At 60.0% G+C, this 25,857-nt stretch carries 20 protein-coding genes and 1 pseudogene; 7 read left to right on the top strand and 14 right to left on the bottom strand.

From position 1 onward, the window contains the following. Nucleotides 1–113: 113 nt before the first annotated feature. The 3 genes from QOL84_RS18205 to QOL84_RS18195 are packed head-to-tail and all read left to right on the top strand — an operon-like array spanning nucleotide 114 to nucleotide 5,328. Nucleotides 114–1,217, top strand: a complete 1,104-nt coding sequence (locus QOL84_RS18205; RefSeq protein ID WP_129387514.1) for an efflux RND transporter periplasmic adaptor subunit — start codon at nucleotides 114–116, stop codon at nucleotides 1,215–1,217. After that, nucleotides 1,214–2,278: an efflux RND transporter periplasmic adaptor subunit gene (locus QOL84_RS18200; RefSeq protein WP_283438081.1), complete on the top strand. Its 1,065-nt coding sequence runs from the start codon at nucleotides 1,214–1,216 to the stop codon at nucleotides 2,276–2,278. The genes QOL84_RS18205 and QOL84_RS18200 overlap by 4 nt, the downstream gene beginning before the upstream one ends. Continuing rightward, entirely contained in the window at nucleotides 2,275–5,328 is a 3,054-nt protein-coding gene (locus QOL84_RS18195; protein ID WP_283438080.1) for an efflux RND transporter permease subunit, read from the top strand. The genes QOL84_RS18200 and QOL84_RS18195 overlap by 4 nt, the downstream gene beginning before the upstream one ends. 84 nt (nucleotides 5,329–5,412) lie before the next feature. On the opposite strand, the gene QOL84_RS18190 is transcribed toward QOL84_RS18195, so the two are convergent. The 12 genes from QOL84_RS18190 to QOL84_RS18135 form a co-directional block, all read right to left on the bottom strand. Continuing rightward, the gene (locus QOL84_RS18190; RefSeq protein WP_283438079.1) at nucleotides 5,413–6,042 is read right to left on the bottom strand and encodes a class I SAM-dependent methyltransferase; all 630 of its coding nucleotides are present in this window, start codon (nucleotides 6,040–6,042) and stop codon (nucleotides 5,413–5,415) included. 128 nt (nucleotides 6,043–6,170) lie between these two features. After that, on the bottom strand, nucleotides 6,171–6,815 hold the full coding sequence (locus tag QOL84_RS18185) for a methionine ABC transporter permease (RefSeq protein WP_039756400.1): 645 nt from the start codon (nucleotides 6,813–6,815) through the stop codon (nucleotides 6,171–6,173). Next, complete coding sequence (locus QOL84_RS18180; RefSeq protein ID WP_283438078.1) at nucleotides 6,805–7,926, bottom strand: methionine ABC transporter ATP-binding protein; 1,122 nt, start codon at nucleotides 7,924–7,926, stop codon at nucleotides 6,805–6,807. Before QOL84_RS18180 ends, QOL84_RS18185 begins: the two co-directional genes overlap by 11 nt. A gap of 2 nt (nucleotides 7,927–7,928) precedes the next feature. Next, nucleotides 7,929–8,738 carry a MetQ/NlpA family ABC transporter substrate-binding protein gene (locus QOL84_RS18175; RefSeq protein WP_283438077.1) on the bottom strand — a complete coding sequence of 270 codons (810 nt, stop codon included), beginning with the start codon at nucleotides 8,736–8,738 and terminating at the stop codon, nucleotides 7,929–7,931. Between the two features lie 153 nt (nucleotides 8,739–8,891). Beyond that, nucleotides 8,892–10,250 (bottom strand): LLM class flavin-dependent oxidoreductase, encoded by a 1,359-nt coding sequence (locus QOL84_RS18170; RefSeq protein WP_283438076.1) that lies wholly within the window; start codon nucleotides 10,248–10,250, stop codon nucleotides 8,892–8,894. After that, nucleotides 10,250–11,443, bottom strand: a complete 1,194-nt coding sequence (locus tag QOL84_RS18165) for an SfnB family sulfur acquisition oxidoreductase (protein ID WP_283438075.1) — start codon at nucleotides 11,441–11,443, stop codon at nucleotides 10,250–10,252. Before QOL84_RS18165 ends, QOL84_RS18170 begins: the two co-directional genes overlap by 1 nt. 27 nt (nucleotides 11,444–11,470) lie before the next feature. Beyond that, on the bottom strand, nucleotides 11,471–12,712 hold the full coding sequence (locus tag QOL84_RS18160; RefSeq protein ID WP_283438074.1) for an SfnB family sulfur acquisition oxidoreductase: 1,242 nt from the start codon (nucleotides 12,710–12,712) through the stop codon (nucleotides 11,471–11,473). Between the two features lie 399 nt (nucleotides 12,713–13,111). Continuing rightward, nucleotides 13,112–13,873, bottom strand: coding sequence for a hypothetical protein (locus QOL84_RS18155; RefSeq protein WP_283438073.1), 762 nt, complete (start codon nucleotides 13,871–13,873; stop codon nucleotides 13,112–13,114). 468 nt (nucleotides 13,874–14,341) lie between these two features. After that, nucleotides 14,342–15,091 (bottom strand): L-cystine ABC transporter ATP-binding protein TcyN, encoded by a 750-nt coding sequence (gene tcyN, locus QOL84_RS18150; RefSeq protein ID WP_283438072.1) that lies wholly within the window; start codon nucleotides 15,089–15,091, stop codon nucleotides 14,342–14,344. A gap of 4 nt (nucleotides 15,092–15,095) precedes the next feature. Further along, a complete protein-coding gene (gene tcyL / locus QOL84_RS18145; protein WP_007918741.1) occupies nucleotides 15,096–15,761 on the bottom strand; it encodes a cystine ABC transporter permease in 666 nt (221 codons plus the stop codon). After that, nucleotides 15,761–16,561 (bottom strand): cystine ABC transporter substrate-binding protein, encoded by an 801-nt coding sequence (gene tcyJ, locus QOL84_RS18140; RefSeq protein ID WP_283438071.1) that lies wholly within the window; start codon nucleotides 16,559–16,561, stop codon nucleotides 15,761–15,763. The genes tcyL and tcyJ overlap by 1 nt, the downstream gene beginning before the upstream one ends. A gap of 284 nt (nucleotides 16,562–16,845) precedes the next feature. Further along, nucleotides 16,846–17,850, bottom strand: coding sequence for a D-cysteine desulfhydrase (locus tag QOL84_RS18135; RefSeq protein WP_283438070.1), 1,005 nt, complete (start codon nucleotides 17,848–17,850; stop codon nucleotides 16,846–16,848). A gap of 190 nt (nucleotides 17,851–18,040) precedes the next feature. Here QOL84_RS18135 and epsC point away from each other — a divergent pair, with 190 nt between their 5' ends. Both epsC and betT read left to right on the top strand, forming a co-directional pair. Next, a complete protein-coding gene (gene epsC, locus QOL84_RS18130; RefSeq protein ID WP_283438069.1) occupies nucleotides 18,041–18,967 on the top strand; it encodes a serine O-acetyltransferase EpsC in 927 nt (308 codons plus the stop codon). A 426-nt stretch (nucleotides 18,968–19,393) separates the two neighbouring features. Then, complete coding sequence (betT, locus tag QOL84_RS18125) at nucleotides 19,394–21,355, top strand: choline transporter BetT (RefSeq protein ID WP_164979464.1); 1,962 nt, start codon at nucleotides 19,394–19,396, stop codon at nucleotides 21,353–21,355. A 24-nt stretch (nucleotides 21,356–21,379) separates the two neighbouring features. On the opposite strand, the gene QOL84_RS18120 is transcribed toward betT, so the two are convergent. Further along, nucleotides 21,380–21,640, bottom strand: coding sequence for a hypothetical protein (locus QOL84_RS18120; RefSeq protein ID WP_283438068.1), 261 nt, complete (start codon nucleotides 21,638–21,640; stop codon nucleotides 21,380–21,382). A gap of 276 nt (nucleotides 21,641–21,916) precedes the next feature. Here QOL84_RS18120 and QOL84_RS18115 point away from each other — a divergent pair. Beyond that, nucleotides 21,917–22,291 (top strand): annotated as a pseudogene (locus tag QOL84_RS18115) (type II toxin-antitoxin system HicB family antitoxin); the annotation flags it as partial. A gap of 96 nt (nucleotides 22,292–22,387) precedes the next feature. Here the strand turns inward: QOL84_RS18115 and QOL84_RS18110 are convergent. Continuing rightward, the gene (locus QOL84_RS18110) at nucleotides 22,388–23,425 is read right to left on the bottom strand and encodes a LacI family DNA-binding transcriptional regulator (RefSeq protein ID WP_283438067.1); all 1,038 of its coding nucleotides are present in this window, start codon (nucleotides 23,423–23,425) and stop codon (nucleotides 22,388–22,390) included. A gap of 206 nt (nucleotides 23,426–23,631) precedes the next feature. On the opposite strand from QOL84_RS18110, the gene QOL84_RS18105 reads away from it, so the two are divergent. Continuing rightward, the gene (locus tag QOL84_RS18105; protein WP_283438066.1) at nucleotides 23,632–25,857 is read left to right on the top strand and encodes a TonB-dependent receptor; all 2,226 of its coding nucleotides are present in this window, start codon (nucleotides 23,632–23,634) and stop codon (nucleotides 25,855–25,857) included.

The following is a 25,857-nucleotide window of genomic DNA, read 5'->3' as shown; positions in this document are numbered from 1 at the left end:
TGCGGCAGCTCCTGCGGAGATTAATCTTCATTCGAGCGAGCAATGGTGGAACCCTGTTCTAAGCTCTGAAGTCGTATCGTCCCGATAGTCTCGAAAAATGCCAAGGAGTCTGCATGGCGGGTCCCGGATTGAAAGTGGTGGTGGCCCTCAGTGCCGTCGCCTTGCTGACCGCTTGCGGCGACAAGAAACCCGCGCAGGAATACTTGCCACGGGTCTTCGTACAGGAAGTGAAACCCACGGATTACGCGGCTTCGGTGACACTCACCGGTGACGTGCAGGCGCGCGTGCAGACCGAGCTATCGTTCCGTGTTGGCGGCAAGATCATCCAGCGCATGGTCGATGTCGGCGACCGGGTTTCGGCCAAACAGGTACTGGCCAAGCTCGATCCCAAGGATCTGCAGACCAACGTCGATTCTGCGCAAGCCCAGGTGGTCGCTGAACAGGCGCGGGTGCAACAGAGCGCGGCGGCCTTCGTGCGTCAGCAGAAATTGCTGCCCAAAGGCTACACCAGCCAGAGCGAATACGATTCCGCGCAAGCGGCATTGCGCAGCAGTCAGAGCGCATTGAGCGCGGCGCAGGCGCAACTGGCCAATGCCAAAGACCAACTCAGCTACACCTCGTTGATCGCTGATGCGCCGGGCGTGATCACCGAGCGCCAGGCCGAAGTGGGTCAAGTGGTCCAGGCCACCGCGCCGATTTTCAGTCTGGCCCGCGATGGCGACCGCGACGCGGTGTTCAACGTTTATGAATCACTGCTCGCCGAGCGCCCCACGGATAACAAGATCACCGTCAGCCTGCTCGACAATCCCGAGATCAAAACCACCGGCACCGTGCGCGAAGTCACCCCGGCGGTGTCCGCGCAGTCCGGCACCGTGCAAGTCAAAGTCACCCTCGATAAATTGCCGCCGGGCATGCAGCTCGGTTCGGTGGTCAGCGCCACGGCGAAAGGCTCCGGCAAATCGGCGGTTGAATTGCCGTGGTCGGCGCTGACGAAAAACATCAGCGACCCGGCGGTGTGGATGGTCGACGACAAGGGCGAGGCGCAGTTGCACACGGTCACGGTCGGTCGCTACCTGACTGGCAAAGTCATCATCAGCGAAGGCCTCAAGGGCGGCGAGAAGGTCATCGTCGCCGGCGGGCAGTTGTTGCACCCGGGGATGAAAGTCGAGATTGCCGAAAACACCTACAAGGATCTGCAACCGGGAGCACAGCCATGAAGTCTCTGTGGCTGTTTCCCGTAGCTGTGTTGTTAGCCGCGTGCTCGAAGAAAGAACCACCGCCCGAGCCGGTGCGCCCGGTGCTGTCGGTCAAGGTCCAGGCGTTGAGTGAGGAAAGCCTCGGGCGTTTTGCCGGCAGCATTCAGGCGCGCTACGAGAGCAATACCGGGTTCCGCGTCGGTGGCCGTATCGCCAGTCGTAACGTCGATGTCGGCACGGAAGTCGAGAAGGGCACGCTGCTTGCGACCCTCGACCCCTCCGATCAACAGAATCAGTTGCGCTCGGCCCAGGGCGACCTGGCGAAGATCCAGGCGCAATTGATCAACGCCCAGGCCAACGCTCGTCGGCAGCAAGCGCTGTTTGATCGCGGCGTTGGCGCGCAGGCGCAACTGGACGTCGCCAACACCGACTTGAAAACCACTCAGGCTTCGCTCGATCAGGCGCGGGCGGCGGTCAATCAGAGCAAGGATCAACTCGGCTACACCGAGCTGCGCTCCGACCACAAAGCCGTGGTCACCGCGTGGAACGCCGAGGCCGGGCAGGTGGTGACCGCCGGCCAGCAAGTGGTGACACTGGCGCAGCCGGACATCAAGGAAGCGGTGATTGATCTGCCCGACACCCTGGTCGATCAGATCCCCGCCGACGTAGTGTTTTCAGTGGCCGCGCAACTCGATCCAAGCATCAACACCACCGCCGTCATTCGCGAGATCGAACCGCAAGCGCAGAGTGCCACGCGTACTCGCCGTGCACGGCTGACCCTGGCCGATACGCCGGACGGTTTCCGCCTCGGTACCGCGATCAGTGTGACCCTCAGTTCAGCGATCAAGCCGCGTATCGAATTGCCCGCGACGGCATTGCAGGAGGTCGATGGCAAAGCGCGCATCTGGGTGATCGACACCCAAAGCAAAACCGTCAGCCCGCGTGATGTCAGCGTTATCAGCCGCACCGACAGCACTGTGGTGCTGGCCGGCGGGGTAAAGAACGGCGAGCAAGTGGTCAGCGCCGGCGTCAACAGTCTCAAACCCGGACAATCCGTGAAACTTGACGAGGACAGTCAATGAAAGGCTCTTTCAACCTCTCCGAATGGGCCCTCAAGCATCAGTCATTCGTCTGGTATCTGATGTTCGTCGGATTGCTCATGGGGGTGTTTTCGTACTTCAATCTGGGCCGCGAAGAAGACCCGTCGTTCACCATCAAGACCATGGTGATCCAGACCAAATGGCCGGGCGCGACCCAGGAGGAAACGCTCAAGCAGGTTACTGATCGCATCGAGAAAAAACTCGAAGAGCTCGACTCCCTCGACTACGTGAAAAGCTACACGCGCCCCGGCGAATCGACGGTGTACGTGTACCTGCGCGACACCACCAGCGCCAAGGACATCCCGGAAATCTGGTACCAGGTGCGCAAGAAGATCAACGACATTCGCGGGCAGTTCCCCCAAGGCATTCAAGGCCCGGGGTTCAACGACGAGTTCGGTGATGTATTCGGTTCGGTCTACGCGTTTACCGCCGACGGCCTGACCATGCGCCAGCTACGCGATTACGTCGAGCAGGCGCGAGCCGAGATCCGCAACGTGCCGGGGCTGGGCAAGATCGAAATGGTCGGCCAGCAGGACGAAGTGATTTACCTGAACTTCTCCACGCGCAAACTCGCCGCGCTGGGGATCGATCAGCGTCAGGTGGTGCAGAGCCTGCAATCGCAGAACGCCGTGACCCCGGCGGGTGTGATCGAGGCCGGTCCAGAACGGATTTCCGTGCGCACCTCGGGGCAGTTTGCTTCGGAAAAGGATCTGGCCGAGGTCAATCTGAAACTCAATGATCGTTTCTATCGCCTGGCCGACATCGCTGAGATCAGTCGCGGTTACGTCGACCCGGCGACACCGGAGTTCCGTTTCGACGGCAAACCGGCAATCGGCCTGGCGATTGCCATGCAGAAGGGCGGCAACGTGCAGGCGTTCGGTAAAGCCCTGCACGAACGCATCGACCAACTCACCGCCGACCTGCCGGTGGGCGTCGGCGTGCACACCGTTTCCGATCAGGCGGTGGTGGTGGAAGAAGCCGTTGGCGGTTTCACCAGCGCGCTGTTCGAAGCGGTGATCATCGTGCTGGTGGTGAGCTTCATCAGCCTCGGTGTGCGCGCCGGTCTGGTGGTGGCGTGCTCGATTCCGTTAGTGCTGGCCATGGTGTTTGTGTACATGGAGTACAGCGGCATCACCATGCAGCGGATTTCCCTCGGTGCGTTGATCATCGCCCTCGGCCTGCTGGTGGACGACGCGATGATCACCGTGGAGATGATGGTCACGCGCCTGGAAATGGGCGAGACCAAGGAACAGGCGGCGACCTTCGCCTACACCTCGACAGCATTCCCGATGCTCACCGGTACGCTGGTGACCGTCGCCGGTTTTGTGCCGATCGGCCTCAATGCCAGTTCTGCCGGCGAATACACCTACACGCTGTTTGCGGTGATTGCCGTGGCGATGCTGGTGTCGTGGGTGGTCGCGGTGTTCTTTGCGCCAGTGATCGGCGTACACATCCTCAGCACCAACGTCAAACCCCATTCTGCCGAGCCCGGGCGCATCGGCCGCGCGTTCAATGGCGGTTTGCTCTGGTGCATGCGCAATCGCTGGTGGGCCATCGGTATCACCGTGCTGTGTTTTGCCCTGTCGATCTTTTGCATGCGTTTTGTCCAGAACCAGTTCTTCCCGTCTTCCGACCGCCCGGAAATTCTGGTTGATCTGAACCTGCCGCAAAACGCCTCGATCGACGAAACCCGCAAAGCCGTCGACAAACTCGAGGAAACCCTCAAGGGCGACCCGGACATCGTGCGCTGGAGTACTTACATCGGTCAGGGCGCGATCCGTTTCTACCTGCCGCTCGACCAGCAATTGCAGAACCCGTACTACGCGCAACTGGTGATCGTCAGCAAAGGCTTCGAATCCCGCGAAGCATTGAGCGAGCGCTTGCGCGAGCGTCTGCACAAGGAGTTCGTCGGCATCGGCAGCTACGTGCAAGCGCTGGAAATGGGCCCGCCCGTGGGGCGTCCAATCCAGTACCGGGTCAGCGGCAAGGACATCGATCAGGTGCGCAAGCACGCCATCGACCTCGCCACCGAGCTGGACAAGAACTCGCACATCGGCGAAATCATTTACGACTGGAACGAACCGGGCAAAGTCCTGCGCATCGACATCGCCCAGGACAAGGCGCGCCAACTCGGGCTGTCGTCCGAAGACGTGGCAAACCTGATGAACAGCATCGTCAGCGGCTCGCCATTGACCCAGGTCGATGACGATATCTACCTGATCAACGTGGTCGGACGCGCAGTGGATTCCGAACGCGGTACCCCGGAAACCCTGCAAAACCTGCAGATCGTCACGCCGAGCGGCACGTCGATTCCGTTGCTGGCGTTCGCCACTGTGCGTTACGAACTGGAGCAGCCGTTGGTCTGGCGTCGCGACCGCTTGCCGACGATCACCATCAAGGCGTCGGTGCGCGACGAGATCCAACCCACCGACCTGGTGAAAATCCTCAAGCCTTCTATCGACGCTTTCGCCGATAAACTGCCGGTGGGTTACAAGGTCGCCACCGGCGGTACCGTCGAGGAAAGCGGCAAGGCCCAAGGGCCGATTGCCAAGGTTCTGCCGTTGATGCTGTTCCTGATGGCGACCTTCCTGATGATCCAGTTGCACAGCGTGCAGAAGATGTTCCTGGTGGCGAGCGTGGCGCCGCTGGGTCTGATCGGCGTGGTTTTGGCGCTGGTGCCGACCGGTACGGCGATGGGTTTCGTGGCGATTCTGGGGATTCTCGCGCTGATCGGCATCATCATCCGCAACTCGGTGATTCTCGTGACGCAGATCGATGAATACGAGAAGAAGGGTTATGCGCCGTGGGATGCAGTGGTCGAGGCGACCGAGCACCGCCGCCGACCGATCTTGCTGACCGCAGCGGCGGCGAGCATGGGCATGATCCCGATTGCCCGGGAGGTGTTCTGGGGGCCGATGGCCTACGCGATGATTGGCGGGATCGTGATCGCGACATTGCTGACGCTGCTGTTCCTGCCGGCGCTGTATGTGGCCTGGTACAAGATTCGCGAACCGAAAAAAGACGCCGCCTAGGGCAAAAGTAAAAGATCGCAGCCTACGGCAGCTCCTACCTATCACCCCATGTAGGAGCTGCCGCAGGCTGCGATCTTTTGATCTTCAACCCACACGCCGCCAGACACTGGCCAACCAGGGCTGCTGCTCGCGTGGCAGCCCCGCCGGCCGGAAATAATGCTCCAGCTCGACAAACCCCGCCGCTTTCAGCAATCCGCGCCAGGCCTCCAGATCGTGATAAGAGCCATAGCGCGGCCCGTTCCAGCCCTCACGGTTATCCCCACGCGGATTCGAACTGAACAACACCCCACCAGGCTTCAACGCGCCGTGCAATTGCTTGAGTACCCTCGGTAACTCCTGCAATGGAACGTGAAACAGCACCGCGTTGGCAAAAATCCCGTCGAAGCGTTCAACCGGTAGATCAAGCTTGAGAAAATCCTGCTGCAACACCTCGCAGCCGCTGTCCTCGCGCGCCATCCGCGCAAATTCCTGCGAACCATCCAGGCCGACCGCAACGTGCCCCATACGGGTAAACGTCTGCAAATCCCGGCCCGGACCGCAACCGAAATCCAGGATCGTGAACGGCGCCGCGCCCTGAATATGCCGCAGCAACGCATCGATGTTCTGGCTGACATCGTGGTCGCGCGTGCCTTCGCGGAAGTCCTCGGCCACCGAGTTGTAGTGGCCGAGGGTGGTGGCGGTGATCTGTTCGAGGTCGGTGGGGGTCTGTTTCATGGTCAGTTGCGTGTTCAAGGAGAGATGCGCTGACTATAAGCGAAAAGATCGCAGCCTGCGGCAGCTCCTACAGAGGGTACACATGCCAATGTAGGAGCTGCCGCAGGCTGCGATCTTTTGCTCTTGCCTCAGCGCTTGTTCAACCCCCGCGCCAAGCGATCCCCACCCAGCTGAATCACCGCTACCAACGCCACCAGCAACACAATCACCGTTAGCATGATCTGGCTATCAAAACGCTGATAGCCGTAGCGATAAGCGATATCCCCCAAGCCGCCAGCACCAATCGCCCCAGCCATCGCCGAAGAGTTGATCATCGTCACCAGGGTAATCGTGAACCCGCCGACAATCCCCGGCAGCGCCTCCGGCAACAGCACATGCCAGACAATGTGCCAACGCCGGCAACCCATTGCCTGCGCCGCCTCGATCAAACCATGATCGACCTCGCGCAGACTCACTTCGGCAATCCGCGCAAAGAACGGCGTAGCGGCAATGGTCAGCGGCACAACGGCGGCCCAAACGCCGTACGTAGTACCGACAATCAACCGGGTAAACGGAATCAGCGCGACCATCAGAATCAGAAACGGGATCGAGCGAAACAGGTTCACGAACGCGCCCAACGCGCGGTTCAACAGTGGCGCTTCGTAGATCCCGCCCTTGTCGCTGGTGACCAGGATCACCGCCATGGGAATCCCCACCAGCAGCGCAATCAACGACGACACACCGACCATCAAGAACGTGTCGATAAAACCTTGCAGCAAGCGATCAAACCACATATCCGACGACCTCCACCCGTTGTGCCCATGGCGCGGCGCGCTCGCGCAATTGCTCGGCGCCAAACGATGAGCCGCTGACGGCTAACAGCAGTTGCCCCAGCGCATGCCCCTGAATCCGTTCGACGCCGCCCTGAAGCAACTTCACCCGGCCACCGAGCGCAGTAAAAAGCGCCGCCAGATCCGGTTCGTCGCTGGCACTGCCGGTGAACTGCAAACGCAGCACCACGGCTGCGTCGGAGGAGGGCGGCTGCGGGTGCAAACGGCTCTGCAATTCTTCCGGCAAGGCGTGCTGCAACGGCGCGAGCAAGGTCTGGCTGACCTCGTGTTGTGGGTTGCCGAACACTTCCCAGACCGGGCCTTGCTCGACAACGCGGCCATGCTCCAACACCACCACGCGGTCGCAGATCTCGCGGATTACCGCCATTTCGTGAGTGATCAGCACGATGGTCAGGCCCAGGCGTCTGTTGATCTCGCGCAGCAGGCCGAGGATCGACTGGGTGGTCTCCGGGTCGAGCGCCGAAGTCGCTTCGTCACAGAGCAGAATGTCCGGGTCATGCACCAGCGCGCGGGCGATGCCGACACGTTGTTTCTGCCCACCGGAAAGCTGCGCCGGATAGGCTTTGTGCTTTTCTTGCAGACCGACCAGTTCGAGCAGTTCGCGAACTTTTTTCTCGCGTTGCTCTTTCGGCACGCCCGCGACTTTCAGCGGCAGTTCGACGTTCTGCCAAACGGTTTTCGCCGACATCAGATTGAAGTGCTGGAAGATCATGCCGATCCGCCGACGCAGCGCTACGAGACGGTCTTCATCGAACTCGCCGATGTCGATCTGATCGATCAGCACGCGCCCCGAAGTCGGCTGTTCCAGACGATTGATCGTGCGGATCAACGACGACTTGCCGGCACCGCTGCGACCAATGATGCCGAACACTTCACCGCGCGAAATCGCCAGATCGATGCCTTGCAGCGCAGCGACCGGGCCTTGCCGGCCGTTGTAGGTTTTGCCCAGGCCGATGAAGCGTACGTGGGCGCGATTCAACTCGGGATGCAGCTCGGTTTTTTCAGCATTGTGTGGCTCTGGAATTTCCAGTCGCCGTTGGATCGCGGCCGTCATGCTCAGCTTTCCCAACCGGCTTGATACAGCTTGCCGTGGGCCTTATCCAGCGCTGCGCGAACGACTGGCGAATGCTGGTAGATGTCGACGAATTTGATCAGGCGCGGGTCGGTTTTGCTCTTCGGCTGGATGACGAACTGGATCACGTATTCCTTGTGATCGAGACCGTCGAACAGCAGCGCGGAACCGGCATCGAAGGTCTTCGCCAGACGAATGTAGGCCGGATAACCCTGGACCAGATCGGCGTCGTCATAGGCGCGTACCAGTTGCACGGCCTCGACTTGAAGGATTTTGATTTTCTTCGGGTTGGCGACGATGTCGTCTTCGGTGGCCTTGTAGCCGACACCCGGTTTCAGCGTGATCAAACCAGCCTTGGCGAGCAATTGCAGACCGCGACCGCTGTTGATCGGATCGTTGGCGATAGCGACGCTGGCGCCCTCTGGCAGCTCATCGAAGCTTTTGTATTTTTTCGAGTAGAGGCCGACGTTATTGATGATCCCCGGCGCGAACGGCACCAGGTCAAAACCGGCGGCAGCCTTGGCGTTTTCGAGGAACGGGATGTGCTGGAAGTAATTCACGTCGATGTCGCCGGCGGCGAGGCTGACGTTCGGCGCGATCCAGTCGGTGAACTCCACCAGCTCGACCTTCAGGCCCTGTTTGGAGGCTTCTTCGACGGCGGCTTCCAGAGGGATGGCGAAGGCGGCGGTGGTGCCGATTTTCAGTGGGGCGTCAGCGGCGAAGATCGCAGAGCTGAACAGGCCGAGGGCCAGGGCCAGTGCTTTGACTGGGTGGGACAGAGTTTTCTTGGTCATGATGGGTTTTCCAGTCAGTGCATGAATTTTTCACAGATCGTTCCCACGCTCTGCGTGGGAATGCCTCTATGGACGCTCTGCGTCCGCTGTTGGGACGCGGAGCGTCCCGGGCTGCATTCCCACGCAGAGCGTGGGAATGATCAGTACAAAGAGTTATTGGCGATAGTGGGAGCCGGTGTGCTGCTCAGGTAGCTGCGCCTCCCCGTGAAACAGCTTCTCGCGCAAGCTGCCGCTGTCATACGAGGTCTTGTACGACCCGCGCCGCTGCAACTCGGGAATCACCAGTTCAATGAAATCGACATAGCTCTCTGGCGTAACAATCCGGGTCAAATTGAAACCATCGAGACCGGTTTCTGCGATCCACGATTCCAGCTCGTCCGCCACTTGCTCAGGCGATCCGACCACGGTGATGTAGCGACCACCGAGGGCGTGCTGGTCGAGTAACTTGCGGCGGGTCCAGTCGTTGTTCTGCAGATTTTTCGTCGCTGACTGAATGGCGTTGCTCTTTACGTACTGGATCGGTTCGTCGATTTCGTATTGGGAGAAGTCGATACCGGTCGACGCCGAGAAATGTGCGACGCCGGCCTCGGCGCTGGCGTAGCTGAGATACTCGGCGTGCTTGGCCCACGCGGCTTCTTCAGTCGCGCCGACAATCACGTTAAGGCCCATGAGCACCTTGATGTCCTCAGGATTGCGCCCCGCTTCAACAGCGCTGGCGCGCACTTTGTCGACCTGAACCTTGGTCGATGGCTTGTTCTGGCCGCTGATGAACACGCACTCGGCGTGACGCCCGGCAAAGAGCAAACCGCGATCGGAACTGCCGGCCTGAAACAGCACTGGCGTACGCTGCGGCGACGGCTCGCAGAGGTGATAACCCTCGACCTGATAGAACTCGCCCTTGTGCTCGACCTTGTGCACTTTCTCCGGCTGCGCATAGATGCGTTGCTCGCGGTCATTGAGCACCGCGCCGTTTTCCCAACTGCCCTCCCAGAGTTTGTAGAGCACTTGCAGGTACTCATCGGCCTGATCGTAGCGACGGTCATGTTCGACTTGCTCGCTCAGGCCCATGGCTTTCGCAGCGCTGTCGAGGTAACCGGTGACGATGTTCCAGCCCACGCGGCCGCGACTCAGATGATCGAGCGTGGACATGCGGCGGGCGAACAGATACGGCGGCTCGTAGGTGAGGTTGGCGGTGAGGCCGAAGCCAAGGTTCTTGGTTACCGCAGCCATGGCCGAAACCAGCAGCAGTGGGTCGTTGACCGGCAACTGGATCGACTCTTTCAGCGGCACATCGACCGAATTCTGGTAGACGTCGTACACGCCGACGATGTCGGCGATGAACAATCCGTCGAACAGCCCACGCTCGAGCAACTGTGCCAGTTCGGTCCAGTATTCAATCGTGTTGTAGCGGGTCGAGGTATCGCGCGGATGCGTCCACAAGCCATGGTTGATATGGCCGATGCAGTTCATGTTGAACGCGTTCAGCAGGATCTTCTTTTTCGTAGCGCTCATCAGATGGTCCCCCGCAACGGCGGGTTTTCATCGTTGAGGTAGTAGTTACCCACCGCGTGATATTTCCAGCGCACCGGGTCGTGCAGGGTGTGCACGCGGGCGTTGCGCCAGTGGCGGTCGAGGCCGTGCTCGATCAGCGTGGCCTGGCTGCCGGCGAGTTCGAACAGTGTACTGCCCGCAGCGAGGGAAATTTCGGTGCTGATCGCGCGTGCTTCGGCGACCGCAATGGATGCGGCTGCAACGCTATCGGCGTTGGTCTCGGCTTGCGCGGCGTCGAGGAATTCGCCAGCACGTTCAAGCAAGGCTTCGGTGGCGTGCAGGCGAATGCTCAAGTGGCCGAAGCTTTTCAGTGTCAGCGGGTCTTCGGTGGCTTTGTCATTGCCGGAATCGATCCATGGCCGGGTTTTGCTGCGCACAAAATGCAGGGCGTCTTCGTAAGCAGCGCGGGCGATGCCGGTGTCGATGGCGGCGTGAAGGATCTGCGCCAACGGGCCGACGGTGGTCGGACGCTCAAACGCACTTTGAAAAGGCAGTACATCTTCGGCGGCAACGTAGACGTCTTCGAACACCACGGAGCCGCTGCCGGTGGTGCGTTGACCGAAACCACTCCAGTCATCGATCACGGTCAGACCTTTGGCGTCACGCGGGACGAAGGCCAGTTGCTGCACGCCGTTTTCATCGACGACCGAGGTCGGAATGCGCTGCGCATAAATCGCACCGGTCGCATAAAACTTGCGACCGTTGATGCGGTAGCCGTCACCGTCGCGTTTGAGGCTGGTGACGCGGTCGTGCGCGGTTTTCGTGCCCAGTTCCGCAAGGGCATTGCCGAAGCGCTGGCCGGCGAGTACTTCGGCGTACAGCCGTTGTTTTTGCGCGTGGCTGCCGTTTACGCGCAGCACTTCCAGTGCGTAGAAATGGTTCTGCGGAATCTGCCCGAGCGAGCCGTCGGCCTGAGCGATCAGGGCGATGACTTTGGCCAGGGTTACGTTGGACACGCCGGCGCCGCCGTATTCCTTCGGCACACTGATGCCCCACAGGCCGGAGCGGGAAAACACGTCGAGTTCTGGCAGTGGCAGGCGACGTTCACGGTCGCGCACGGCGCTGTCGCGTTTGAAATCTTCGGCCAGGTCGCTGGCGACGATCAGGGCTTGCTCATCGCTGGTGATGACCGCGACGTGATGGGAAATCGTCATAGGTGTTTCTCCAGATGTCTGGTCGTCTCAGATCCAGGAATGGCGAGCCGGTAAAGTGCCGTTCAGGCGATACGCGCCGACCGCGTGATATTTCCAGCGCACCGGGTCGTGCAGCGTGTGCACGCGGGCGTTGCGCCAGTGGCGGTCGAGGTTGAATTCGGCGAGGGTGGCGCGGCTGCCGGCCAGTTCGAACAGTTTTTCGCTGGCGAGCAGAGATATCTCGGTAGTCAGCACTTTCGCTTCGGCCACGGCAATCGAAGCGCGGGCGGCGGATTCGGCGGTGAGCGGCGCGGCGTGCACCTGATCGAGCACTTTGCCGGCCTTGCGCAGCAGCGCTTCGGCGGCGTGCAGTTCGATTTTCAGTTTGCCGATATCGGCGATCACATAGAGGTCATCACTGGCGCGATCAACCTTGGCGTCGATCCACGGCCGCGCCCGGGTTTTGACGAACTCGATGGTGTCGTCGATGGCGCCACGGGCAATGCCGGCATCAATCGCCGCTTGAATCAACTGCGACACCGCGCCTTGGGTGTTGGGGATGTCGTTGATCTTCCAGTTGTCGACCACCAGGCTCGACTCGACGCGCACATTGTTGAGCAGGATCGTGCCGCTGGCGGTGGTGCGCTGGCCGAAGCCCGACCAGTCATCAACGATGCGCAAACCCGGCGTGCCGCGACGGACGAAGGCCAGCACTTGCTTGCCGTCATCGTTGAGCGCTTTCACCGCAACCCAGTGTGCGAACAGCGCGCCGGTGGAATAGAACTTCTGGCCATTGATCACATAATCGTCACCGTCGGCGGTGATCCGCGCTTTCAATTCCAGGGTGTTTTTAGTGCCACGCTCAGGGCCGGCGTTGCCGATTCGCCAGCCTTCCAGAACACTCTGGAACAACTGTTTTTTCTGCTCCTGGGTCGCACTGCCAAGCACCAGATTGATGATGCCGAACTGGTTCTGCGGAATCTGTCCCAGCGCCGGATCGGCGGCGGAGATGATCGCAAACACTTCGGCCAGGGTGACGAACGAAACCTGCGGGCCACCGTATTCACGCGGGATGGCAATGCTGCCCAGACCGCTGCGAGTGAACTGTTCGATTTCCGACCACGGCAACTTGCGCTGACGGTCACGCTTGGCGGCCTGCACACGGGCGACTTGCGCCAGATCATGCGCGGCCTTGATGGCTTGGGCGTCGTTGCGCAAGACCTGCGCGGGCAACAACAACGGGGCGATGTCCAGATCAGACTGGACGTTTGCGTCTGCCAGACTGGACATCAGTGCCGCTCCTTGGCTGCACGCAATGCCCTGGCGATTCGCACTGGGGTGATTGTGTTCCGGACCATACTACCTACCTCACATCTCATGAAAAACGCCGCAAAAGTGCGGCGAACGAAAGAATGTCCGGTGGTCCGGTTCATATACCCTAAGCGCGTATAAATATTAAATAAACTAACTTTTAGGAATATGCATAGAAGGGGTGATGGTCGGGTTGGTTAACAATATTTGTAAGCGCCAATGCGATCCCTGTGGTGAGGGGATTTATCCCCGTTGGGCTGCGAAGCGGCCCCAAAATCAGGTAACGCGGTGCATCAGATACACCGCGTGTTATGGGTTTACGACTGCTTCGCAGCCGAGCGGGGATAAATCCCCTCGCCACAGGGGATTTGCGTTTATTCAATTGCGTGGCTCGGCGGCTTTGAGGGCGGGCCTCAGCGGCACTTTCAGGTAAGGGTTCACACAGCCGATCTTCAACGTCCGCGGAGGCGCCCAGCGCGAGTTGTTGCCGACCCGGTCGATGACGCAGTACGTCACGTCGAGGCGCAGATCTTCACCGGCCTCGACGATGACCGCCGGCGGCACCCAGACCTGAATCGGCAAGCCGACGTCTGCCGCCGTGACCGGTACCAGGTCCATGCGCACATCGCCCCAGCGCAAGGTGATTTCATCGTCCTCGGCCATGTTCACGTAAGGCTCGATGGTCAGCGGTACGCCGCGTTTGATCTGGTTCGGATTAACCCCCTGACGGCGGATGGTGTCGGGGATCGTGACGGCTTGCAGTTGCTGGTTTTCGTCGCTGCACAATGCCGATGGCAGGCCTCCGGGACAATCGAGTTTGACTTGCACCCGGGTCGCCGCCGACAGCGCCTGACCCTGGCCAACCTGCATGACCCGGTAGTGGATACGTGCCGTGCCGTTGGCGATGAAACTCTCCGGCACCCGCAGGCTGACCGGGGCGCCGACATCCTCGACGGTCAGGACCTTCGAAGCGACATAACATTTGTTCCAGAACAGTTCGATCAGGTCCCCGCAATCCATCTCGGGATAGGGCGCCACGTCGACCGACAGATGGGCGGCAGCAGCCAGATTGATGCCGGTTTTTTGCGCGGGCGCCAGGATTGGCGCTGCCAGCTCGGGGGTGTGCGAAGTGTGAGTCATCGATTTCTCTCCTTGAAGCTTGCAACGAAGTCCGTTTCTGAAGAACAAAGGCGTGAATCAACTGGCAATACAGCCGAGAACCTTGATCAAGGTTGAATGTGCGTTGATTAAACTAAGTGGCGCCGGTTGGCGACTAGATAAGAGTGTGCGGGAAGGGGTGTCAATAGATGTGCTTAGTTAATCCGTGAATTACGTGCTAATCAGAAGTGTCCTACGCTGATGAGGCCTTATGCCTAGGTCTGTTGGCGAATTGAGCCACAAATCTCAGTGGTTTTCCGCGGTTTCGATAAGTCGCTACGGGAACCCTATCTTTAAATGATGGACATATTTTTAGCGCGGATTATCTGTTGCAGAACATATATGTGTTCTAAATAGAACGTGTTTGATTAGTGTTTGTTGAAGCAGGTTGTTCAGGCGGGATAACGTAACTTCCATCCGTGGAAGTTGCCGTTTGATACATCTGGATTCTCAGGCGTGATTGAGAAACTTGCTGAGAAACTGTTTAGTGCGTTCTTCTTTTGGATTGGCAAACAACGCTTTCGCTTCGCCTTGTTCGACGATCACGCCCTTGTCGAAAAACACCACGCGGTTGGCCACGTCGCGGGCAAAGCCCATTTCGTGGGTGACGATGACCATGGTGCGTTTCTCTTCGGCGAGGCCACGAATGGTCGCCAGCACTTCGCCGACCAGTTCCGGATCGAGGGCCGAAGTCGGTTCGTCGAACAGGATCACTTCCGGCTCCATCGCCAGCGCCCGGGCAATCGCCACGCGCTGTTGCTGACCGCCGGAGAGGCGACGTGGATAAGCGTCTTCCTTGCCGGCGAGACCGACCTTGGCCATGAGCTTTTTGCCCAGGGCAATGGCTACGTCGCGCGGCATCTTCTTGACCACGATCGGGCCTTCGATGACGTTTTCCAAAGCGGTGCGATGCGGGAACAGGTTGAAGTTCTGGAACACGAAGCCAACGTGCTGGCGCAGATTGCGCACCAGCGCTTGCTGCTGGTTCAGCGGGCGGCTGGTATCGATCTCGATATCGCCGACCTTGATCCGGCCGCTGGTGGGTTGTTCAAGGAAATTCAGGCAGCGCAGAAACGTCGTTTTCCCCGAGCCGCTGGGGCCGATGATCGCGACTACTTCACCTTCCTTGACCTCGAGGTCGATGCCGTTGAGCACGACCTGACCCTTGAATTGTTTGGTCAGTTTTTCCACGACAATCATCGCGTCAGGACTCCTGGTCGTGCCGATTGACCCGCTCTTCCAACTTGTTCTGGAAGTGCGAAAGCACCGTGGCCAGAATCCAGTAGATCAGCGCGGCGGCAAGATACATGGTGAAGACTTCGAAAGTCCGGGCGGTAATCAACTGGGCCTGGCGGAACAGCTCCGGCACCTGAATGGTGGCGGCCAGTGCCGTGTCCTTGACCAGTGAAATGAAGCTGTTGCCCAGCGGCGGCAACGCCGTGCGCATCGCTTGCGGCAGGATGGCCCGGCGCAGGGTTTGCGCGCGGGTCATGCCGATGCTCGCAGCAGCTTCCCACTGACCACGCTCGATCGAACCGATCGCGGCGCGCAGAATTTCACAGGCGTAAGCGGCCATGTTCAGCGAGAAGCCGATCAACGCCGCTGGCAACGGATCCAGTTCGAGACCCAATTGCGGCAAGCCGTAATAGATCACGAACAGTTGCACCAGCAACGGCGTGCCGCGAAAGAACGACACGTAGATGCGCGCCAGCCAGCTCACCGATTTGAAGCGCGACAGGCGCATCAGCGCCAGGCCGAAACCCAGCAGCAAGCCGAAGAACATGCCGCCGAGGCTGAGGACTACCGTGTAATACGCGCCCTTGAGCAGGAAGGGCGCGGAGTCCAGTGCGAGTTGGAAAGCTTCTTCCATTATTTAGTGACGTCTGCGTTGAAGTACTTGGTCGACAGCTTCTCAAGGGTGCCGTCGGCCCGCAGCTCTTCGAGGGCTTTGTTCAGGGCTGCCAGCAGCTCAGGCTCGCCTTTACGCACGGCGATACCGGATTCCTGACGCGAGAAAGCTTCACCGGCGGCGACGGTTTTCGGGGCTTTCTTGGCGTATTCAAGTGCGGCCAGACGGTCGATCAGGATGGCGTCGGTACGGCCGTTGTTGAGGTCGGCGAACTTGGTCGGATCATCATCGTAGGTGCGCACATCGGCGCCCGGCACGTTGGCGCGGACCCATTGCTCGTAGTTGGTGCCCAGGCCTACACCGACTTTCTTGCCGGACAGGTCAGCAGCGGTCTTGATGTTCAGTGCCGCTTCTTTGCTCTTCAGCACCAATGCCTGAATCCCGGAAACGGTGTAAGGCTCAGAGAAGTCATACTTCTTCTTGCGCTCGTCGGAGATCGTTACCTGGTTGACCACGACGTCGAGGCGCTTGGATTCCAGCGCGGCCAGAATACCGTCCCACTTGGTTGGCTGGATCTTGGCTTTGACGCCGAGTTTTTGCGCCAGCGCTTCGGAGAGCTCGACTTCGAAGCCAGACAGTTTGCCGTCGGCATCGACGAAGCTGAACGGTGGGTAAGTGCCTTCCAGGCCGACGTTGATAACGCCCTTGTCCTTGATCTGTTGCAGCTGCTCACCGGCCACTGCCTGGCCGATCAGACCGGCGCTCAGCGCCAGGCCCAGCGAACCAACCAGCAGATTGCGACGTAGTGCGGAAAAATTCATGACGAGCCCCTGTGTTTTCTTATGGAAGACGCTGAAGGAAAGTTGGCGAATTTGTTATTCGCGCGACTGCGTTATCGTGCCCTAAAGCAGCTTATGCGTCTTGCGCGAAATTCGCCTGCGGCGAGACTATATGATGACTGCGTTAGACTTGAAAATACTAAATATTTGAAATGTTATTCTTTATTGGAATATGCGTTGTCTCTGGAAAAAGATCGCAGCCTGCGGCAGCTCCTACACGGGATCACCTGTAGGAGCTGCCGCAGGCTGCGATCTTTTGATCTTGCTTACAGAAAATCCCTGTAGGCAAACAACGCCGGCGCACCGCCGGTGTGCAGGAAAATAATCGGCCCCTCATCAAAGCGCTGACGCCCGATCCCGTCCAGCAATCCCGCCATCGCCTTGCCGGTATAAACCGGATCCAGCAACACCGCTTCCTGACTCGCCAACAGCTTCACCGCCGCCAACGTCCCGGCATTCGGTTCGCCATAACGCGGGCCAAAGTATTCGTCCCACAACTCAACCTTGAAACTCGCCGCCAACTCGACGCCGAGCAGGTCCGCCGTGCGTTCGGCGAGGCCCTGCACCTTCGGTCGCTGGTCTTCTTCACTGCGCGAAACGGTCACGCCAATCACCGGCAATTGCGGCAACACTTCGCTCAACGCCAATGCCAGACCGCTGTGAGTTCCGGCGCTGCCCGAGGCCAACACCACTGCAGCGAAATCGATGCCGGTGTCTTTGATTTGCCCGGCCAGTTCCAGCCCTGCGCGTACGTAACCCAATGCACCGAGCGCATTCGAGCCGCCAATCGGCACCAGGTACGGTTTCTTGCCGTTGCTGCGCAAACGCACGGCAAGGGCCGCGAGTTGTTCGTCAGCATTGTCGAGGTTGTCGACCAGTTCGACCTTGGTGTCGAACAGATCCAGCAGCAGGCGGTTGCCATTGCCGGTGTAATTGCTGTCATCGGTGCCCAGCGGGTTTTCCAGCAGCGCCACGCAGCCGAGGCCAAGTTTGGCAGCGAGTGCAGCAGTTTGGCGAACGTGGTTCGATTGCAGCGCACCGGCGGTGATCAGCGTATCGGCGCCTTGCGCGAGGGCGTCGGCGGCGAGGTATTCGAGCTTGCGCAGCTTGTTGCCACCCATGGCCAGCGGCGTCAGGTCATCACGCTTGATGTACACCTCGCGGCCGAGCCAGGAGGACAGGCGCTCGAGTTTTTCCAAAGGCGTCGGATGACCGAGCAGGTCGAGACGGTCAAAGCGATCCAGCTGTTGTTTGATCGGTTGTTTAGACATGGTTCCGTACTGGCGGAGGAAGATGAAAGGACTATAGGCATGCGCTTTTACCCGGGCAACCGCGAATCGCTTATAGCCAAATAAACTGAGCCCAGCACTATCGGTTCTTAATTCGCCCTCGCGAGCATGCCGTAAAGTAGGCGCCGTGGACGCGGCCAGACAGTCCGGCCGCCCGTGAGGAGTCTTTACCGTGAGCGAGCGTTCCAGCCATTGGCAATTGCAGACCATCGTCAGTCAACTGCGCAGCGCGCGGGATCAATGGCGGGCACAGAACGGCCGGGCGTCCGGCGAGCAGGGTGGTCGCGAGTTGCCGTCGCGGGCAGCGATGGCGGAGATTCTCGAAGCGCTGTGTGGCGCATTGTTCCCGATGCGTCTGGGGCCGGTGGATCTGCGCGAAGAGAGTGAAGATTTCTACGTCGGCCACACCCTTGATGTCGCGCTGAATGCCCTGCTGGCACAAACCCGCCTGGAGCTGCGTTACGTCGCCCGCCACAGCGCGCAAGTCGACAGCGAAGTCGAGGCCCGCGCAATTCAGATCGTCCAGGATTTCGCCTTGGCCTTACCGGGCTTGCGCGCCCTGCTCGACACCGATGTGCTAGCCGCCTATCACGGTGACCCGGCGGCGCGCAGTGTCGATGAAGTGCTGCTCTGCTACCCAGGGATTCTGGCAGTGATTCACCATCGTCTGGCGCACCATTTGTATCGCGCCGGGCTGCCATTGCTGGCGCGAATCAGCGCGGAAATCGCCCACTCGGCGACTGGCATCGATATCCATCCGGGGGCGCAGATCGGCCGCAGCTTCTTTATCGATCACGGCACGGGCGTGGTGATCGGCGAGACCGCGATCATTGGCGAGCGCGTGCGGATTTATCAGGCCGTGACGCTGGGGGCGAAGCGCTTCCCGGCGGACGAAGACGGCCAGTTGCAGAAGGGCCATCCGCGCCATCCGATCGTTGAGGATGATGTGGTGATTTATGCCGGGGCGACGATTCTCGGGCGGATCACCATCGGCAAAGGATCGACCATTGGCGGCAACGTGTGGCTGACGCGCAGTGTGCCGGCCGGGTGCAATCTGACCCAGGCCAACTTGCAGCATGATGACGGCACGCAGAAGTAGGGCTTTAACAGCTTCCCCTCACCCCAGCCCTCTCCCAGAGGGAGAGGGGGCCGACCGAAGTGTCTTGCGTCATACATCGACCTGAAATACCGAGTCGATTCTGGATTCGGTAAAGCAGGACCACGTCGGCGTATCGCTCAAATATTCCCCAATCAGTCCCCTCTCCCTTTGGGAGAGGGTTAGGGTGAGGGGCTTTTGACCCTCCTTGGGCTACTGTAGGAAAACTACCGCCCAGCCCTGCGATTAGTCCTTACCACCCTATCCATGTTTAACTTGAACGTTCATTCAAGTTAAACCGGTGGTTCGCTGCCCGCTCACAACAGGAGGCTTGCCTTTGCTGAGTCCGATCATTTCAGCCACGTTTCAACCCCTCGAGGTGCACGTTTCATGAGTGCATCGTCTACCCCCGCCAGCGGTCTGGTGCGCATGAATCCGCCGGTGTTCTACTTCGCCGCGACGGTCATTCTGCTCTTCGGTCTGGTTGTTATCGCCATGCCTGAACAGGCCGGCGCCTGGCTGCTGGAAGCGCAAAACTGGGCGGCCAACACGGTCGGCTGGTACTACATGCTCGCGATGACCCTGTATCTGGTCTTCGTGGTGGTCACCGCCTTATCCGGCTACGGCAAGATAAAACTCGGTGCCGACCACGACGAACCCGAATTCAGTTACCTGTCCTGGGCCGGCATGCTGTTCGCCGCCGGGATCAGCATCACGCTGTTTTTCTTCTGCGTATCCGAACCGCTGACCCACATGCTCCAGCCGCCACAAGGCGAGGCGGGCACGGCGGATGCGGCGCGCCAGGCGATGCAGATTCTGTTTCTGCACTGGGGCCTGCATGGCTGGGGCGTGTTCGCCTTCGTCGGCATGGCGCTGGCCTATTTCGCTTACCGCCACAACCTGCCGCTGGCTCTGCGTTCGGCGCTGTATCCGCTGATCGGCAAGCGCATCAACGGCCCGATCGGTTACGCAGTCGATGGTTTTGGCATCATCGCCACGGTGTTCGGTCTCGGTGCCGACATGGGCTTTGGTGTGCTGCACCTCAACTCCGGCCTCGACTACCTGTTCGGCATCGCGCACACCCAGTGGATTCAGGTCGGCCTGATCACGCTGATGATGGGCGCGGCGATCATCGTTGCCGTCTCCGGTGTCGATAAAGGCGTGCGGGTGATGTCCGACATCAACATGCTGCTGGCCTGTGCGCTGCTGCTGTTCGTGTTGTTCGCCGGGCCGACGCAGCACCTGCTCAACACGCTGATCCAGAACATCGGTGACTACCTCGGCGCTTTGCCGATGAAGAGTTTCGACCTCTACGCCTACGACAAACCGAGCGACTGGCTCGGCGGCTGGACTGTGTTCTATTGGGCCTGGTGGATTGCGTGGTCGCCGTTCGTGGGCCTGTTCATCGCACGGATTTCCCGTGGCCGGACCATCCGCGAATTCGTTTTCGGCGTGCTGCTGATTCCGCTCGGTTTCACCCTCGCGTGGATGTCGATCTTCGGCAACAGCGCCATCGATCAGGTGCTCAATCACGGCATGAGCGCGCTCGGCATGTCGGCCATCGACAACCCGTCGATGAGCATTTACCTGCTGCTGGAAACCTATCCATGGAGCAAAACCGTCATCGCCGTGACGGTGTTCATCAGCTTCGTGTTCTTCGTCACCTCTGCCGATTCCGGCACCGTTGTGCTCTCGACCCTGTCGGCCAAGGGCGGCAATCCGGACGAAGACGGGCCGAAATGGCTGCGGGTGTTCTGGGGCGCGATGACGGCACTGATCACCAGTGCGTTGCTGTTCTCTGGCAGCATCGATGCGCTGAAGTCAGCGGTGGTGCTGACCTCGTTGCCGTTCTCGCTGATTCTATTGCTGATGATGTGGGGCCTGCACAAGGCGTTCTATCTGGAGTCGCAGAAGCAGATCGCGCAGTTGCATTCGCTGGCACCGGTCTCCGGTTCGCGGCGCGGCACGGGCGGCTGGCGTCAGCGCCTGAGTCAGGCCGTACACTTCCCGTCGCGTGACGAGGTGTACCGTTTCATGGACACCACGGTGCGCCCGGCGATTGAAGAAGTGACGGCGGTGTTCGTCGAGAAAGGCCTGAACGTGGTCACTCAGCCGGATCCGGCGAATGACAGCGTCAGCCTCGAAATCGGCCATGGTGATGCGCATCCGTTCATCTACCAGGTGCAGATGCGCGGCTACTTCACGCCGTCGTTCGCGCGTGGCGGGATGGGTTCGAAGCAGCTCAACAACCGCCGCTATTACCGCGCCGAAGTGCATTTGAGCGAGGGCAGTCAGGACTACGATCTGGTCGGCTACACCAAAGAGCAGATCATCAACGACATCCTCGACCAGTACGAACGCCACATGCAGTTCCTGCATCTGGTGCGTTGATTGGCAGCTGGGCGCCGGGACGATTTACGACTCGGCGCTCAGCACCATGAACAACACCATCGCCGCCATCGGCACCCCGAATACCGCACTGCCAATCGCTATTTCCGAACCGAGTGGTTGGCCCGCATGCACCACGCCCACCGCGCCATTAATCACCGTCAACGCCAGCCACAGAGCGGCGAAGCTGTAGGCCATGGTCTGACGGCTGAAGCCGATGCGTTCGCCGATGTAGAGCATCAGGGCGAGCAGAACCAGGCCGAAGAAGATGATGATGGCGGTGTGCATGGTGGTGCCTGCGGGATGTGCGGTGCCAGATCGGCCGCCATCGCGAGCAAGCCCGCTCCCACAGGTTTCGGGGTTGGACACAAATTTGTGAACGACGCAGAACCCTGTGGGAGCGGGCTTGCCCGCGATGGGGCCACCTCGGTGTCCTTTAGAGCATAGCCAATCCAGCTCCCGCCACTGCCCGTCCTGCTTCTCTACTGCACACATTTTGCGACTCCTGCACAGAGTTCGGTCGGCGACGTGTTTTGCTTGCTTGGCCGCGCCTGCCGTTGATCGGATGCCGACTCAGACTACGGCGTGATCATCCCGGATGTACCGGGCTGTTTCTCTGCGGGCACTACGGTCGCTGAGGCGTTTGAGAATACTCAGGAAGCGTTGGCGCTTCACTATGAGGGTTTGGTCGCCGACGCCGCACCGTTGCCGCAAGTGAAGGACATTGATGCTCATCTCGATAATCCGGATTACGCGGGAGGGATCTGGGGTGTGGTCGATTTTGATATCACCCCGTATTTCGGCAAGTCAGTGCGGTTTAACGCCACGCTGCCTGAGCAGTTGCTTGAGCGTATTGACCAGACTGTGCGGCGTGACCAGCGCTATCGCTCCCGCTCCGGTTTCCTCGCGGCAGCCGCCCTGCGCGAACTCTCGGTGTAAAGATGCCCCTGGAGCTGCCGAAGGCTGCGATCTTTTGCCTTGTTTTTAAAGATCAAAAGATCGAAGCCTGCGGCAGCTCCTACGCAGATGTCCGTTTCAGGTGCTTTCGCGTTCGATCACCTGGCACTGCAGCAGATTCAGCCGTTGCACCTCCTCGCTTGGTAATACCCCAAGGCTTTCCAGCACTCGTGTCGCGGCCAGTACGCCGATCTCCAGCGCCGGTGGTTTGATCGTGCTCAGGCTCGGCAGCAGCATCTCGGCGAACGGGTAATCACCGAAGCCGAGAACGGCGCAGTCTTCAGGGATTTTCAAACCGGCGCGTTGCCCGGCGAGCAGGCCGCCGGCGGCGAGGTTGTCGTTGGCGAAGATGATCGCGTCGGGAGGCGGTGAGGCGTTCATCAGGGCGTCCATCGCCTGTTTGCCGGCCTCGAATGGAGTGCGATCAGCGTCAGGTGCGAACACCCACGGCTCCAGTTTTGATTGACGCACGGTCGCGGCATAACCGTCGCGACGCTCCAGGGCGCTGAAGTCGCCCGCAGCACTGTTCTGCACGAAGGCGATACGTCGATAACCTTTTCCCAGCAGATACTTCGCCGCCGCCACGCCCACGTCGAAATGCGAAAACCCGATCTGCATCGGCTCGCGATCCGGCTGGTAATCCCAGGTTTCGATCACCGGCACATCGGCTTCGGCAATCATCTTTTCGGTACCGGCACTGTGAAAGTGACTGGTCAGCACCAACGCCGCCGGCGACCAGCCGAGAAACGCGCGCACCGCGTTTTCTTCCTGCTCGGTGCTGAAGTAACTCGACGCCAGCAACAGCTGATAGCCATGACGGCTGAGCGTGTCGCTGAAGCCTTGAATGGTGTTGGCGAAGATCGGCCCTGAGATGTTCGGAATGACCATGCCGACGATTTTCCCCCGCGCCGAGGCCAGCCCGCCGGCCACCAGATTCGGTACGTAACCCAACTCGGCCACCACTGCCGCAATCCGCTCGCGGCGCTCGGGTGAAACCTGTTCCGGCTGATTGAAATAACGCGACACGGTGATCGCCGAAACCCCGGCCTCACGCGCCACGGCATTGAGGGTCACACGTCCGGCACCACGGCGCTTGCGGGGCTTTTCTTCGCTCACGGGTCGATCCTTGTTAAAAACCAAATCGCATATAAAACTAATTTTTCAGTATTGGACGCTCTATGTGCGGCTTGCCAATACTGTCGATGTTAGCGCTAACATAGCGCGTTGTCTGCTACTCGCTCGAGCGAATGCCCAAGACACCGATTCAGGCGCTGTCGTCGCAGAACGGCAGCGGATCAGGACCATTTTCGAGCGGGCAAAGCATGCACAACATTGCTGGGGCGACACACACACTGGCGCAGTCGATTCGCGCCGCTGGCTGGTTACTGACAGGGCTGGCGGCGCTGCCGTTGCCCAACGCATTCGCCGCTGACAATAGCGAGCAAGAGCCGACACTGAAGTCGGTGACCGTCACCGCTACCCGCCGCGAAGAGTCGCTGCAAAAAGTGCCGGTCGCGGTCTCGGTGATCGACGGCGAACAGCTTGAGCGCGATAACCGCAACGGTGTGGCGAGCATCGTTCAGCAAGTGCCGTCGCTGAATTTCCGCACTGGCGCGTCGAACAAGGACACCTCGTTATTCGTACGTGGCGTCGGCACGATTTCCACCTCTCCAGGCGTTGAGCCGACCGTGGCCACGGTGATCGACGGCGTGGTGTATGCACGTCCGGGACAGGCAACCATGGACCTGCTGGATCTGGAGCGCGTCGAGGTTTTGCGCGGTCCGCAAGGCACGCTGTTCGGCAAGAACGCCTCGGCCGGCGTGCTCAACATCACCAGTAAGGCGCCGACCGCCGAGACTCACGGTTACATCGATCAGTCGTACTACAGCGGCAACGAAAATCGCACCCGTTTCGGCATTGGTGGCAGCCTGATTCCGGAGACGTTGAAAGGCTCGATCAGCACGCTGTTCGGCAGCTACGACGGCAACGTCGACAACCAGCACAACGGTCAGGAGGTCAACGGCTACAACCATCGTGGCGTGCGCGGCAAACTCGAATTCACCCCGAATGACGACGTTACCTTCACGCTGATTGCCGACTACATGCAGGCCCATGACGACGGCCCCAACGGCGTGGTCAGCAAGTCGTTGACCCCGGCCTTTGCCAACGCGCTGAGTCCGGCATATGCCTCCAGCCACAACCGCGACATCAACACCGACACCCGTACTCACGTCGAGGACATCAACAAAGGTTTGTCCGGTCAGTTCGACTGGCAATTGGGCGATTACACGCTGACGTCGATCACTGCGTGGCGTGGCTGGGACAACACTCAGTATCAGGACGGCGACCGCCTCGGCACGGTGACGGCAGCGTTCCCCGGTACGGCCGACAAAGGCGATCTGGCCTTCGATCAATACTCGCAAGAGCTGCGCCTGGCTTCGCCGAAGGGCGAATTCCTCGAATACGTTGGCGGCCTGTTCTACATGCACGGCAAGGATGAAGAAACCTATCAGCGCACGTTGACAACGACCACGCGCACCGACCGTGGCGTCGCCCACTACAGCACCACCAGCGACAGTTACGCGGTGTTCGGTGAGAGCACGCTGAACTTCACGTCTGACTTTCGCGGTATCGCCGGCCTGCGCTACACCCACGATGATCTCGAATACGATCACCGTCGCGTTTCGACTTCGGCGACCACCGTCAGCGGCATCCAGCCGTCGACCAGCAGCTCAGGTTCCGTCGACGAAGATGGCTGGTCTGGCCGCCTCGGTTTGCAGTACGACTTGAGCGATGCCGTCACCACTTACCTGACCTACTCGCGCGGCTACAAAGGCCCGGCCTACAACGTGTTTTTCAACATGCAGCCGCGCGACACCGAAGCGCTGAAACCGGAGACCTCCAACACTTGGGAGGCGGGGATCAAAGCCACTTCCTGGAACAATCGCCTGACCACCAACCTCGCGGTGTTCCACAGCGAGTACGACAACTACCAGGCGAATTTTTTCGACACCGTCGCCGGGCAAGTGGTGACGCGGCTGATCAACGCCGGCAGCGTCAGCACCGAAGGCGTCGAACTCGATTACGCCCTGCAAGCGACCCAACAATTGAAGCTGTCCGGTGCACTCGCTTACACCCGCGCGCGCATCGACGAATTCGCCTGCCCGGCCGGTGCGGCGGCGTCGTGCAACGTCAACGGCAAACCGCTGCCGTTCAGCCCGGACTGGAAAAGCTACGTGCGCGCCGACTACAGCATCCCGCTGGATAACGGCCTGGATATCGAACTCGGCACCGACTACAGCTGGCAAAGCGAAGTGCAGTACGACATCAGCCAGAACGTCGACACCAAACAAGGCGCCTACGGTCTGTGGAACGCCAGTGTTGCGCTCGCCGATTACAGCAATGGCTGGCGCGTCGCGCTGCTGGGCAAGAACCTCACCGACAAGTCTTACTCGCCGGTTCTCGCCAGCGGCGGCAACTACATCTACCGCGCCGTGCCACGGGATGACGAGCGCTATTTCGGTGTGCAACTGCGCAAGGATTTCTGA

This window comes from Pseudomonas helmanticensis (genome assembly GCF_900182985.1).
Lineage (GTDB): Bacteria > Pseudomonadota > Gammaproteobacteria > Pseudomonadales > Pseudomonadaceae > Aquipseudomonas > Aquipseudomonas helmanticensis.
This window is presented reverse-complemented; position numbering and strand designations above follow the sequence as displayed.

Bases quoted from the DNA above. Each gene is read 5' to 3' on its own strand.
- QOL84_RS18200 (WP_283438081.1), top strand. From the start codon at position 1,214: ATGAAGTCTCTGTGGCTGTTTCCCGTAGCTGTGTTGTTAGCCGCGTGC.
- QOL84_RS18155 (WP_283438073.1), bottom strand. From the start codon at position 13,873: ATGACTCACACTTCGCACACCCCCGAGCTGGCAGCGCCAATCCTGGCG.
- QOL84_RS18120 (WP_283438068.1), bottom strand. From the start codon at position 21,640: ATGCACACCGCCATCATCATCTTCTTCGGCCTGGTTCTGCTCGCCCTG.
- QOL84_RS18135 (WP_283438070.1), bottom strand. From the start codon at position 17,850: ATGTCTAAACAACCGATCAAACAACAGCTGGATCGCTTTGACCGTCTC.
- QOL84_RS18170 (WP_283438076.1), bottom strand. From the start codon at position 10,250: ATGAGCGCTACGAAAAAGAAGATCCTGCTGAACGCGTTCAACATGAAC.
- QOL84_RS18175 (WP_283438077.1), bottom strand. From the start codon at position 8,738: ATGACCAAGAAAACTCTGTCCCACCCAGTCAAAGCACTGGCCCTGGCC.
- QOL84_RS18160 (WP_283438074.1), bottom strand. From the start codon at position 12,712: ATGTCCAGTCTGGCAGACGCAAACGTCCAGTCTGATCTGGACATCGCC.
- QOL84_RS18105 (WP_283438066.1), top strand. From the start codon at position 23,632: ATGCACAACATTGCTGGGGCGACACACACACTGGCGCAGTCGATTCGC.
- tcyJ (WP_283438071.1), bottom strand. From the start codon at position 16,561: ATGAATTTTTCCGCACTACGTCGCAATCTGCTGGTTGGTTCGCTGGGC.
- QOL84_RS18165 (WP_283438075.1), bottom strand. From the start codon at position 11,443: ATGACGATTTCCCATCACGTCGCGGTCATCACCAGCGATGAGCAAGCC.
- QOL84_RS18185 (WP_039756400.1), bottom strand. From the start codon at position 6,815: ATGTGGTTTGATCGCTTGCTGCAAGGTTTTATCGACACGTTCTTGATG.
- QOL84_RS18190 (WP_283438079.1), bottom strand. From the start codon at position 6,042: ATGAAACAGACCCCCACCGACCTCGAACAGATCACCGCCACCACCCTC.
- betT (WP_164979464.1), top strand. From the start codon at position 19,394: ATGAATCCGCCGGTGTTCTACTTCGCCGCGACGGTCATTCTGCTCTTC.
- tcyL (WP_007918741.1), bottom strand. From the start codon at position 15,761: ATGGAAGAAGCTTTCCAACTCGCACTGGACTCCGCGCCCTTCCTGCTC.
- QOL84_RS18195 (WP_283438080.1), top strand. From the start codon at position 2,275: ATGAAAGGCTCTTTCAACCTCTCCGAATGGGCCCTCAAGCATCAGTCA.
- tcyN (WP_283438072.1), bottom strand. From the start codon at position 15,091: ATGATTGTCGTGGAAAAACTGACCAAACAATTCAAGGGTCAGGTCGTG.
- QOL84_RS18205 (WP_129387514.1), top strand. From the start codon at position 114: ATGGCGGGTCCCGGATTGAAAGTGGTGGTGGCCCTCAGTGCCGTCGCC.
- QOL84_RS18180 (WP_283438078.1), bottom strand. From the start codon at position 7,926: ATGACGGCCGCGATCCAACGGCGACTGGAAATTCCAGAGCCACACAAT.